General features: G+C 44.7%; 12 protein-coding genes and 1 pseudogene. 8 read left to right on the top strand and 5 right to left on the bottom strand.

Going from position 1 to position 11,198, the window contains the following annotated elements; translation table 11 throughout:
- From D515_RS23815 to D515_RS23805, 3 genes and pseudogenes are all read left to right on the top strand, one after another.
- Positions 1 to 1,467 (top strand): hypothetical protein (locus D515_RS23815; protein WP_039850629.1); only part of this gene is annotated, 1,467 nt, incomplete at its 5' end.
- A gap of 115 nt (positions 1,468 to 1,582) precedes the next feature.
- Complete coding sequence (locus D515_RS26295; protein ID WP_002542449.1) at positions 1,583 to 2,569, top strand: AraC family transcriptional regulator; 987 nt, start codon at positions 1,583 to 1,585, stop codon at positions 2,567 to 2,569.
- 17 nt (positions 2,570 to 2,586) lie between these two features.
- A pseudogene (locus D515_RS23805) lies at positions 2,587 to 2,973 on the top strand (peptidase T); the annotation flags it as partial.
- A gap of 54 nt (positions 2,974 to 3,027) precedes the next feature.
- On the opposite strand, the gene D515_RS26040 reads toward D515_RS23805, so the two are convergent.
- Entirely contained in the window at positions 3,028 to 3,192 is a 165-nt protein-coding gene (locus D515_RS26040) for a hypothetical protein (RefSeq protein WP_002542447.1), read from the bottom strand.
- A gap of 477 nt (positions 3,193 to 3,669) precedes the next feature.
- On the opposite strand from D515_RS26040, the gene D515_RS23800 reads away from it, so the two are divergent.
- Positions 3,670 to 4,887, top strand: coding sequence for a diguanylate cyclase (locus D515_RS23800; RefSeq protein WP_039850628.1), 1,218 nt, complete (start codon positions 3,670 to 3,672; stop codon positions 4,885 to 4,887).
- A gap of 80 nt (positions 4,888 to 4,967) precedes the next feature.
- Here the strand turns inward: D515_RS23800 and D515_RS23795 are convergent, their stop codons facing one another.
- Positions 4,968 to 5,435 carry an ASCH domain-containing protein gene (locus tag D515_RS23795; RefSeq protein ID WP_039850627.1) on the bottom strand — a complete coding sequence of 156 codons (468 nt, stop codon included), beginning with the start codon at positions 5,433 to 5,435 and terminating at the stop codon, positions 4,968 to 4,970.
- Between the two features lie 147 nt (positions 5,436 to 5,582).
- Here D515_RS23795 and D515_RS23790 point away from each other — a divergent pair, with 147 nt between their 5' ends.
- Together D515_RS23790 and D515_RS23785 are read left to right on the top strand one after the other, a co-directional pair.
- A complete protein-coding gene (locus tag D515_RS23790) occupies positions 5,583 to 5,846 on the top strand; it encodes a DUF5062 family protein (protein WP_039850626.1) in 264 nt (87 codons plus the stop codon).
- A 57-nt stretch (positions 5,847 to 5,903) separates the two neighbouring features.
- Complete coding sequence (locus tag D515_RS23785; RefSeq protein ID WP_002542442.1) at positions 5,904 to 6,368, top strand: DUF3429 domain-containing protein; 465 nt, start codon at positions 5,904 to 5,906, stop codon at positions 6,366 to 6,368.
- Positions 6,369 to 6,434: 66 nt separating this feature from the next.
- Here D515_RS23785 and D515_RS23780 read toward each other — a convergent pair whose 3' ends face one another.
- Positions 6,435 to 6,707 carry a hypothetical protein gene (locus D515_RS23780; protein WP_002542441.1) on the bottom strand — a complete coding sequence of 91 codons (273 nt, stop codon included), beginning with the start codon at positions 6,705 to 6,707 and terminating at the stop codon, positions 6,435 to 6,437.
- A gap of 188 nt (positions 6,708 to 6,895) precedes the next feature.
- On the opposite strand from D515_RS23780, the gene D515_RS23775 reads away from it, so the two are divergent.
- A complete protein-coding gene (locus D515_RS23775) occupies positions 6,896 to 8,287 on the top strand; it encodes a class II fumarate hydratase (protein ID WP_002542440.1) in 1,392 nt (463 codons plus the stop codon).
- 7 nt (positions 8,288 to 8,294) lie between these two features.
- Here D515_RS23775 and D515_RS23770 read toward each other — a convergent pair whose 3' ends face one another.
- Both D515_RS23770 and msrB read right to left on the bottom strand, forming a co-directional pair.
- The gene (locus tag D515_RS23770) at positions 8,295 to 9,674 is read right to left on the bottom strand and encodes a sensor domain-containing diguanylate cyclase (protein ID WP_002542439.1); all 1,380 of its coding nucleotides are present in this window, start codon (positions 9,672 to 9,674) and stop codon (positions 8,295 to 8,297) included.
- 256 nt (positions 9,675 to 9,930) lie between these two features.
- Complete coding sequence (gene msrB / locus D515_RS23765; RefSeq protein ID WP_002542438.1) at positions 9,931 to 10,374, bottom strand: peptide-methionine (R)-S-oxide reductase MsrB; 444 nt, start codon at positions 10,372 to 10,374, stop codon at positions 9,931 to 9,933.
- 140 nt (positions 10,375 to 10,514) lie between these two features.
- Here msrB and D515_RS23760 point away from each other — a divergent pair, with 140 nt between their 5' ends.
- The gene (locus tag D515_RS23760; protein WP_239644013.1) at positions 10,515 to 11,159 is read left to right on the top strand and encodes a hypothetical protein; all 645 of its coding nucleotides are present in this window, start codon (positions 10,515 to 10,517) and stop codon (positions 11,157 to 11,159) included.
- The last annotated feature ends 39 nt before the right edge of the window (positions 11,160 to 11,198 follow it).

Here is an 11,198-nt window from a genome sequence, read left to right as displayed (position 1 = left end):
CAAGACCAGGGTATAACAGTTAAATTGAAACTACCGGGTAGTCGTTCAACCGTTTGGAACAACGATCTGGATTCAAATGCTTCATCCAGCCGTTCTTATCCACTTTATGATGAACCAATGGGTTTATTTACACTACTGACTACGCCGACCGTTCATACTTATAAGAAATATGAAGAGATATCGGATAAAAAGGGCTTTAAGGTTACAACATCATTTAAACCATCAAATGTCATTTTTGCATCAAACAGCAAGTCGGGTTTAAATTTTAATGGTTGGCACGGCCAGAGTGAAGGGGATGTCGCTGTTACAGGTCGAATAAAGGTAAAATACCTAGCAGGGCCTGATGCCACAGTAAACTTTACAAATTTTAATGATATCGATGGAGATAATAGCGAATATAACTATGTGAATGTGACAACTAATGGCAGAGACATGAAGCTCTATACTGTTGTTTCTGATGATGTACCTTTGATGCATTTATATAACAGACTTGGAAATGGAACAGGAGTTCCTAAAATTACTGCAGTCGGTGATACTGCATTGGTTGACAATGTCTCTTTAGTCGTGACGGCCAAAAACCATGGCAGTACAATAAAAGATCATAACCTTAATTCTAGTATTCATCTAATAGATGAAAAAGATGAGAGTGGTGACAGGTTTCCATATTATCTAGTAATGAAAGAATATCCTGTAGAGTTTAACAGTCATTCTAACCAAGAATCCTTTGACCAAAGTGAAGATATAGATAGGCTTATCAAGACGAGACAGCTAGGAAACGTCACACATGACAATGATAAGCTTGGTTTACAACTAAACCTAGGAAGAAATAATGGAATAAAAATACAAGGTTACTGTGATGTTGAAGGTGAATATAACACTATTCATGAGATACGTGATGATCATGAATATTCTATTGTAGCTGATGAGGATATGAAATACTTTGCCTTTGACCCAAAAAAGGTTTCTTCGCCCGGTAAAACACATCTTAAAGTAGATCGAGAGCAATGCGGTTTTTGCGCACGTTCAGAAACTTGGCCGTTCATTTCATTTAATTTAAATGAATATATTTCGCGCTATGGTTTCCGAGAGCCAAAAGAAGTTAACCTTCGACTTAGGAGAATTAAAGTGGATGACTACGCTTACCATAAAGTTGATGTAAGTGATTATGCCAGTCATTATCTCTTTAGTGCCAATAAATCGACGCCTGCTATGACAGATAATGCATGGGGTGAGCAATCGCCTAAAGGAAGCGTTCCAATAGGTTGGAGTTTTTATCCTGATGCGCGACTCAATGTCACTGAACAGTTCAAAGAAGCACTAAATCGAGTGAAAAATAGTAATGGTAAATATGAACTTCCAAGAGTGTCACTTGTTTTAGATTTCGATTACGATATAGGTAGTTATGAAGTGTATTCTTCAGAAAGTAATCGCTGGTCAGCACCACAACTTATCATCTACTTTGATTAAATGAAGAGGCCCTATCAGAACTCTGATAGGGCTTGCAAGTTTATATAAAAAATTATTTAATACTAATTAGTTAACCATGAAAATAACTTTATAAAAATTAAAAGATAGGATCCTTATGGTAAGCATTATTGAGCTAAAAAAATATCATGAGCTTTGTTCTTCATTTGGTGTAGATGCCGATTATATTCTAAGAAAATTTGGAATTGTAGATGTGGATCTATCCGATGAAAATAAAAAAATCCCTTATGAAACGTTTGCTAGATTAGTCGAATATGCTTCTTTTATATGTCATGATGATTTATTTGGGATTAAACTTTCAAAGATGAATGGTTGTAACTTCATTGCACCCTTGGATATCATTTTTAATACATCATTAACATTATCTGAGGCTATGTATTATTTGTCAAAATATGTTCATATGCATGCTAGAGGTCTAGAAATAAGTCTATCTGTTGACAGCGGGATTGCTAAATTGAATATAAGAAATGTTAATTTTGAAATTGATAAATATAATAACCTTTCTCAATATCTATGCCAACAATTGTATAATTATGTTTCTCTATTTGAAGTATTCGGCGACTCCATTTTCGGTGTGAATTTGAAACAGAAAAAACCAAGATTAAATAGGAGCTTAACGACCGAAAATATTCAATTCTCTAGCGGTTTTAATGGTGTTAGGTTCCCGGGAGCCTGGCTGGGAAATCGACGTGACTATAGTAAAAATAACAACAATACTAGTATAGTAAGAGTTTTGTATCATTGGGAAACGAAAATAGAAGAGAACTTTATAAGTAGTGTAAAAAGTGAGATAAGAAGAAATATATCTAAAAATGTGTCTATAGGTGAAATGTCAAGAAAGTTTAGCATGACCGAAAAGGCATTTAATCAAGCAATAAGAAGGGAAGGATTTATATATAAAGAGTTAGTAGAACAATGCCTAATTACATACTCTAAAGAAATGTTACTGGATGGCAGTGTAAGGGTGTGCGAGCTTGCAAAGACGCTTGGCTATGAAAGTGACTCTTCATTTACCCGTGCATTTAAAAGGTGGGTAGGCATATCGCCTAAGAAATGGCAAACCAATAATAAGGTTAAAGACTAATACAAAAAGAGGTGAGTAACTTTACCAAAGATGGTTATCAAACCCGCATGAACTTCCTGAAAAACCTTGCTGAAAGCTGTGGTTCTTTATGGGGTGAGGGAAGTGTTTCTATCACGCTGGCAGATCGCTATGAGAACGTGGCAAACAGCCTGGAAGGTGATGCTGGCTTCCCGATTGATATTGCCAAGCTGGCTTACGCGCGCAACGATATCGAGATGAAAGCTATTCCGATGCGTGGCGGTTATGACGGTGCAGTGCTTTCCCAGAAGGGACTGCCATGCCCGAACATTTTCACTGGCGCGCATAACTTTCATTCGATCTATGAATACCTGCCGGTGAAGTCACTGAAAGCTGCCAGCGCTGTGGTAGTAGAAGTTATCAAGATCACAGCTGAACACGAGTAAACGGGCACAAGCTTAGAAGAAAGGCGAGCCAGATGGTTCGCCTTTTTGTTGTCCTTACTCCTTAGTATCAGGCGGGGTGACGGCGCAGGAAGGTTTGTCTTTATCAAGCTCAGAAGACGCGCAGCAACTACTCTTGATTGGCTTACGGGAAAATACCACCCCAATCGCCAGCAAAACGATGCACGCCAGAAAAATAATCACGGTAAGAACCAAAGTCATGACTTAACCTTTTTTCGCTTCTTTTTTATACAGTGTTCGCGATTTTTCTGTTTTCCACAATGATTAATCCAGTAAGCTGTTGTCGCCTTTTATTTTCTCATGGATATCGTTCCAAAGTTATATTCCATTTTCTGTAATAAATGCGTACAGAATCTCTCATATGTAAGATCGCTAAAATAACATTTTTTACACCATAAAAATCACTGTGTTTACCTCCCTGAAAAGCAGTGGTTATGTTGGTTTTCTGGCGGCTTTCTAAACAGTAAATCATCCCTTTCTCATTGTTTTTATGTGATTTTTAAACGGCATTAAATCATGAGGCCGATAGAGAGCTAAAGAGCAACGGTGATGTCTAGTTGAATAGTGTATGAATGTGGAAGCGCGAATTGCATTGTCATAGTCGAAAATTTTAATAACCCTGTATGAATTGTTGGCTATTGTTAAAAATGTTACTTGTGGGGGAATAAGGGTACGACCTTGAGCAGAAAAATACTGGTCGTAGAGGACAGTCGCGCTTTTAGAAATTATTTGAATCAAATCTTAACTCATTCAGGTTATGAGGTTCTTTTGGCTGAAAGTTACGACGCCGCAGAAACGATCTTAAAATCAGAACCAGACCTATTGTGCGCCGTATTGGATTATTGTTTACCAGATGCGCAAGACGGTGAAATTATTGACCTTTTGCTGGAGAAGAATGAGAGAGTCATTGTTCTTACGGCTATGTTTCAGGATGACATCCGAGAGAAAATGCTGGCGAAAGGGGTGCTGGATTACATTTTGAAAGACAGCATGGTGTCAGTCTCTTATCTATTGCCGCTGATTCAGCGCCTGACGAACAATCAACGACATAAATGTCTGGTCGTGGATGATTCGGTGACCGTTCGCCATCACTTGGTGCATTTGTTAGAGCATCAGTACATTCAAACGTTGCAGGCGGAGAATGGACAACAAGCGCTAGAGCTCATTCAACAACACCCGGATATCACCTTGGTACTGACTGATCACGATATGCCAGTTAAAGACGGGATCTCCATGATTCACGATGTCCGCCAAAAGATTGATAAAAACCAATTGGCGATACTTGGGATTTCCGGAAGCGATGCCAACACTCTCACTGCCCGCTTTCTAAAAGCGGGTGCCAATGACTTCCTTAAAAAACCTTTTAACCAAGAAGAGTTCTACTGCCGTGTTCATCAGGTTCTTGAGATGAAAGAGGCCAATTCAGACCTATTCCGAATGGCAAATCAGGATGCGTTAACTGGGTTGTGGAACCGTAGGTTTCTGTTTGGGGAGGCGTCTGGCTGCAACGAGAGAATACGTAACATCGCCATGTTGGATATCGATTTCTTTAAGAAGGTCAACGATAACTATGGTCATGATGTCGGCGATGCCACGATTGTCATGGTCGCAAACATCCTCAAAATCTATTTCCCGAATGAGGTGGTGGCGCGATTTGGCGGAGAGGAGTTTTGCATACAGGCAGATGGTCAATTCGAGGACTTTGTCGCCAGTTTGGAAAAAATGCGTCAGCGCATTGAGAGAACGCCAATACCGCACCAACAGGAAAATATTCAGGTGACCATCAGTATTGGCGTATCAAATGTGATGGGGAATCTTGATCAACAAATCAAAATCGCCGACGACCGACTGTATGAAGCGAAGGGGAATGGGCGTAACCAAGTGGTGTACCAATAAACTCAAGGCTTTAACGACTGCCAACCCTGCTGATACCTTTATCTTCAGGTCGTTTGGGATATGAAAATGAAGTGGTTTACTCAGCGCGGGTAAACCACCTCAAACCTCTCTAACACCAACAGCATATCCTCTTTCATTTCGATACCCAGTTCTTCGCATTCCTTGCTGAAGAAGTTCCAATGGGCTTGCCGCCACCACGTGTAGCTTTTGTCTCCTTCACCTTCTGAAGCAGCAAATTCCGCGGTGACTTCATTAAACGGGCAATCGGAAACGTCAGTGATTTCGATAATGCAGTGTGGGTTGCCATACCAATCGGTCACAACATGCAGGTGGCCGACTTGTGGACGTTCTTCACCTTCCTGACTGTACCAAAGCTCCATACTACAACTTGCGCGCTTTTCACCTTTCTTAATCAGTTCCGCACACGCATTGGCGTTGTATTCGTCGGCGCAGAAATAGTCTGCTGAAAAGCTGGTGTAGTTGGCACGTTGTTCCCGGGAAAGGGTATCAAGGAATGCGTTTAGGTAGTGTTGAGAGCGAGCGTCCATTTCATCTGTATCTTGAGTAGTTAGAGACACTATTTTGCGGCTAGGGTATTGATAAGTCATGTTGTGTTTGAGCTTCTCTCGGTAATGGTCACACTGTTCCGTCTTATCGTCTGCTATGCTGGCGAAAACAACAGCCGGAGTAACACCATGAAAAAAATTAAGCATGAGGCACAGTTGCTCAAAAAAGCGCTCCAGATTGGTGAGCAATACGCCCGTAAACGTGGCTTCGCTACCTTCGATGAGGGGACGTCGAATAAAATAAAAATTGAGTGCATTTACAGGTTGTTAGTCGAAGATAAGGTGTTAACGCCTCTCGCGTCAGACAAAGAAGATGGGCCAAACATGAAGCATAAACTGGTGCTTTGGATCCATAAGCAGCTTCCCGAAGGGCATCCTTTACTTCAGGACTGATCGGTTTACTTCTCAGATTGCGTAGCGAGAAATAAGGAATAAAAAAGCGAGCTAGTTATGAAGAAAACAGCGTTGATATACGGTGCATTGGGACTTATCCCGTTTATTGCTTTCGGTGTCTTACTCCCTCTCTGGCCAGATGCATGGCAGCACAGTTTATTGAACGCCTTTAACAGTTACAGTGCAATGATTCTGGCGTTTCTCTCTGGTGCGGTGTGGGGCATGACCATCAGTGGTGCACGGCCAGACAAGCCAAATAACGGATTAACGGTAGGGATTGTGTTTTCACTGGTGGCGGTCGGTGCATTGCTGATGCCAATGCCTTACTCCATTTACCTGCTGATTGTTTCGTTCGCCATATTGTTCATTTTGGAAGTCGTGCTGATGTTCAAAGGGGTTTATCCCTTCTGGTACACCATGATGCGCGCTTTACTGACAGCAGTGGTGGTGGTTTGCCACATCTTCCTACTTTATTGGCTCAACGATCTTAGCGTGATGTCAGTGCCGATGGAGCAGGTTTAATCGCATCAAGTTTGGAGCTTGAATACAAAATAGCGCCCTGGGGCGCTTTTGTTCGTTCTAGGAGACTTAATCTTCTAAATCATCCTGCCAAGGCATTTCTGGCAGCATATCCAAGTGTTCTTCGTAGCGCTTGAGATTGAATTCCCCTTCGCCTTTTGCCACGTCATAAATCTCAACCATCAGTGCGCAGGCGATGTACTCCAGCGCTTCCTCTTGCGTTGAGCCCGTCATGCGAAGACGCATCAGCGTTTCTTTCACTTTCTTCGGGTTGTTGTCAGCCAATTGGTTTTCAACGATCTCAATCAGATTCTCACTGGTCAGGATATCGTCATCATTCATGTTTTTACGCCTTGCGTTAGAGTCGAGATTACGGCGTATGTTAAGCGAAATAATGTGTCTTTCACAGGGCTTTCCAATGTCAGAAAGAAAGTGCCATGCGCCAGTGAGACAGTAAATTTCAGTATTGGGGTCATACTGGAAGTTAGGGGTCATGGTGGTATTGAGAACCAGTCTGCAGGGATAACGCGATGAAGAACAACGCTACCCGCACCGAGCGGGACAGTATGGGTGTAGTCGATGTGCCACAGAATGCGCTCTATCAGGCGCAGACTCAACGTGCAGTGGATAATTTCAACGTTAGCGGACGCACCATGCCGGTGCCATTTATCCAAGCACTGGCGATGGTGAAATACTGTGCTGCCAGTATCAACAGCAGTCTGGGGTTGCTTGACCCGCAGATCGCCGAAGCAATAACCGAGAGTTGTGATGAAGTCATCGCGGGTGATCACCTGAAGCATTTTCCGGTCGACGTGTACCAGACTGGCTCAGGTACCAGTTCCAACATGAATATGAATGAAGTAGTCGCCACACTGTCAGCCATTAAATGTGGGATGGCGGTGTCGCCGAATGATCATGTAAACATGAGCCAAAGCAGCAATGATTCCATTCCGACTGCTATTCAAATCAGCACTGTCCTTGAAGTAGAAAGCCGCCTGTTGCCGGCTATTTCGGTATTGATGGATGCCATCAGCGTGAAAGAAGATGAGATTGGGCATATCGTCAAAACAGGTCGCACCCATTTGATGGATGCCATGCCCGTCACCTTTGGACAAGAACTGGAAGCTTGGCGACATCAATTCGAAGGCTGCTACGAAGGCGTTGTATTCAGCCTGAAAGGGATGAAGAAACTGGCTCAGGGAGGCACAGCTGTAGGGACCGGTGTGAATGCACACCCGCAATTTGCCGCATTGTTTGCGACCGAAGTGTCTGCTCTTACCGGTATCCGGTTTGAAGCCAATCCGCACCCCTTTAACGCCATGGGAAGTCTGGATGCGACCATGGCACTTTCGGGCCAGCTGAGAAATCTGGCAGTGGCGTTGATGAAAGTGAGTAATGACTTACGCTGGATGAACTCTGGCCCCTTGGCTGGGCTGGGAGAAATTGAGCTTGAAGGCTTGCAACCTGGTTCGTCTATCATGCCGGGGAAAGTAAACCCAGTCATTCCTGAGTCAACCGCTATGGTGGCTGCACAGGTGATGGGGAATGACACAACGTTGGGTTTGGCGGGGCAATCGGGGCATTTCGAGCTGAACGTCATGCTACCGCTGGTTGCCGATAAGCTGTTAGAGAGCATCAACCTGCTTTCAAATGGCTTAACCATGCTTGCTACTAAAGCGATTTCTAGCTTCAAAGTCAGAGAAGATGAGGTAGAAGCGGCATTGGCGAGAAACCCGATTTTGGTAACGGCATTGAACCCGGTGATCGGTTATGCCAAAGCGGCTGCGATTGCCAAGAAAGCGTATGCGGAGAACCGTCCGATTATTGATGTGGCAGAAGAAGAAACTGAGTTGTCGCGCGAAAAACTTGAAGCGTTACTGGACCCTTATCTTCTGACCCGCGGCGGCATTGCTGATAGTTGATGCCTACTTACGCGATCTCAGTCCGGTTTCTTCCGCCATGCTTGGCTTGGTAAAGTAGGCCGTCTGCGCGACCCAGAAGGGCATCTTTTGATTCAGATGACTGATACACGGCGGCACCAATACTGATGGTGACACTCAGTTCAAACTCCTGATAGCGGAAAATGTGGTTTTCGCAGCGCAGACGTAAACGTTCGAGCGCCTTGAGTGCCTGCTCTTCATTGCTGCCGGGAAACAGGATGGCAAACTCTTCTCCACCAATCCGCGCAACCAAATCTGAATCGCGCATTTCTTCTTGCATTAGTAAGGCGATTTCCATTAACACCACATCACCCACCGCATGCCCATAGGTGTCATTCACTACTTTGAAATGATCAACATCGATCATGGCGACCACCAATTTTCCCTGATTCTGGGCAGCATCTTCAAACTGTTTCGCAAGTTCAGGGAAAAACGCATAGCGGTTTGGAAGTCCGGTCAGTTGGTCAGTATTGGCTTTGGTTTGCCATTTATCCCGCGAACGTGAAACCACATTCAATCGGCGAACGTGAAGGCCAATAGCTAACGGCATGATCACACTCATTAGTACATAGGTCATCAACGAAGCATGGCCTTCCACCTTGTCAGGCAAATCAAAGGGGCCGAGATTGTAGGGGGCAATGGTGGTGACGATGATGCCCATACCAAAAAGGGCAGCTAACGACGCCAGTTCTTCCCCTTTAAAGGCCAATATAACGGGGATGACAGGAGCAACGAATATCAGTCCCGGTGCGCTGCCAACAAAAGCAAGAACGGTTAACCCCAGATAGGAGATGATTGCCAGCAAAGCGTTTCGCGTAAATTGCTGCAAAGGCTTCCTTTCGAGTCGCCAGAGTTGATAGAAAGGTGCGACCAGCAGAATGCCAAGGGCATAGGTCGATGTGAGTTCGTAAAGGTCGTAAAAGTAGTTGCCGTCACCCGTGTAACCACCGTACAGCGAATCGGATGCAGTAACGAGTGCCACGAGAAAGCCCGGCAGAATACACACTTGCAGTACGTAGTGTTTCAGCGTTTCAAACCGAACGCCGCTACCTATGAACAGCCTTTCCCAGATTTGCGCTGAAAGGTAACAGGCCATGGGCGTGATGGCGCCAGTGATCAGCGCAGGTGCGAGAGGCGCGCTCGGATCCCAGCGGTAAATCGCCAGACCAAAAGCCAATGTGGAAGCTGCAATCAACGCGACGAGGGTGCGAATGCCGCCATAGAGGCAGCCAATCATCCCAATTCCGGAGGCAATGCTCACCTGGGCGATATTCGCATCATGAAGATTAAATGGCGTTGTGCCGGTAAAGGTGGCAACAAAGAAAATGAATATGACGATCGCTGACCATGCCGATGAACCTCTTGTCATGAATCAACTACTCCACGTGCTAATAAGTGTGCATTGCTTTCCCTGCAAGGAAATGGTTATCAAATTGAATTGTTTCATTATAAGAACCTTCAAGCTCGCAAAGTGTGGCTTTAGTGCGAAAACATCATGAAAAGTAGGGAATTATTTGAACTTGATGAGGTTGTGTATGGGAAGTTATGCAGAAGCTGCTTAGTCTGTCTGGTAATAAAAGGGCGCCCACCAAAGTGAGGGCGCCTCGTTATTTGTGCCGATATTCTTACTTCTCTTTAGCGAGAGCCACGGCATTGATGCAGTAACGCAAACGGGTTGGAAGTGGTCCATCTGGGAACACATGCCCAAGGTGCGCGTCACACACATTGCAGGTGACTTCGACCCGCGTCATACCATGAGAAATATCCATGTTGTAGGCCACCACGTTGTCTTCGAGTGGTGCAGTGAAAGAAGGCCAGCCTGTGCCTGAGTCAAACTTCTCATTCGCGTTGAACAGCCGTTCGCCGCAGCACACACAGGTGTAAATGCCCGGTTCAAACAGGCCGCACATTTCAGAGCTGAAAGGGCGTTCGGTGCCATGTTTGCGGGTCACATAAAACTGCTCTTGGCTTAGCTCGGCCTGCCACTCCACCTCTGATTTTTCAACCCGGCGGGGTGGAACAGGGTTGCCATTTTTGGCAGTGGTAATCACAGAATCCCAGTTAAGCATAATCGTTACCTTATCGTGGTTATTGAGCGACCAACATGGAGAAAGTCCACGTTAGTGGAGTAATTGACCGCAAGTACCAGAAATTAATTTCATCTCACCAATTAGGCGGCGTTTTAGTGTGCGTGTACTAAGGTTGAACCATGGCTTTAGAACATTACATTCCTCAACCCAAATGCCTTGAACTGGCGGCGACCTTGCTCCGTCGAAGCTTGGTATGTCTGGTTTTTCCCTTGTTCCTGCTTTCTGGCTGCGCGTCGAATAACACTAGATCAGATACGCCGGTGGATTTTTCTCAGATCAAAGATGATCAAGTGATGATAGTGGGGAAAATATCGATAATCCCTGCCGTGATAGCGCAAGATCTTAAGCAAGAGACTGATACTTTTAAGCCTTTCGCGAACGAAAGGGTACTTTTGTGGCTTTCTGCCGATGTGGGAAACAACGGAGAAAGCATTGGCATATTGGCTGACTGGGGCCAGCCCTTCTATTTCGCGTTGCCAAGGCAAACTATGCAGGTAACGGAACTTGAACGCGCAAAGGGGGATGTCGATGAACTTACTTACTTGCCCTTGGCCTTACCGGAAGTGATGAAGTATCTGGTGCGCGTTGATGATAGAGCCGTATACATTGGAAATCTCAGGCTCTATGTGGACGAGTTTGATCAGATAGTGGCATTGGAAGTGGTCGATGAGTCCGTGTCAGCCGTTGCGGCATTCCAACGTAGGTTTGGTACATCAGTTCGGCCACGCGTCTCGCTGATGGCCGAGGAAGCTTACTTTCGTTAGGGGCTGTTGACCTTTGGTGATGATTTTTGCAGCAGTTTG

Source organism: Grimontia indica (assembly GCF_000333895.2).
Taxonomy (GTDB): Bacteria; Pseudomonadota; Gammaproteobacteria; order Enterobacterales; family Vibrionaceae; genus Enterovibrio; species Enterovibrio indicus.
This window is presented reverse-complemented; position numbering and strand designations above follow the sequence as displayed.

What these genes read in the sequence shown, in the direction of transcription:
- D515_RS26295 (WP_002542449.1), top strand. Translation starts at nt 1,583, where the DNA reads ATGGTAAGCATTATTGAGCTAAAAAAATATCATGAGCTTTGTTCTTCA.
- D515_RS26040 (WP_002542447.1), bottom strand. Translation starts at nt 3,192, where the DNA reads ATGACTTTGGTTCTTACCGTGATTATTTTTCTGGCGTGCATCGTTTTG.
- D515_RS23795 (WP_039850627.1), bottom strand. Translation starts at nt 5,435, where the DNA reads ATGGACGCTCGCTCTCAACACTACCTAAACGCATTCCTTGATACCCTT.
- D515_RS23790 (WP_039850626.1), top strand. Translation starts at nt 5,583, where the DNA reads ATGAAAAAAATTAAGCATGAGGCACAGTTGCTCAAAAAAGCGCTCCAG.
- D515_RS23785 (WP_002542442.1), top strand. Translation starts at nt 5,904, where the DNA reads ATGAAGAAAACAGCGTTGATATACGGTGCATTGGGACTTATCCCGTTT.
- D515_RS23780 (WP_002542441.1), bottom strand. Translation starts at nt 6,707, where the DNA reads ATGAATGATGACGATATCCTGACCAGTGAGAATCTGATTGAGATCGTT.
- D515_RS23775 (WP_002542440.1), top strand. Translation starts at nt 6,896, where the DNA reads ATGAAGAACAACGCTACCCGCACCGAGCGGGACAGTATGGGTGTAGTC.
- D515_RS23770 (WP_002542439.1), bottom strand. Translation starts at nt 9,674, where the DNA reads ATGACAAGAGGTTCATCGGCATGGTCAGCGATCGTCATATTCATTTTC.
- msrB (WP_002542438.1), bottom strand. Translation starts at nt 10,374, where the DNA reads ATGCTTAACTGGGATTCTGTGATTACCACTGCCAAAAATGGCAACCCT.
- D515_RS23760 (WP_239644013.1), top strand. Translation starts at nt 10,515, where the DNA reads ATGGCTTTAGAACATTACATTCCTCAACCCAAATGCCTTGAACTGGCG.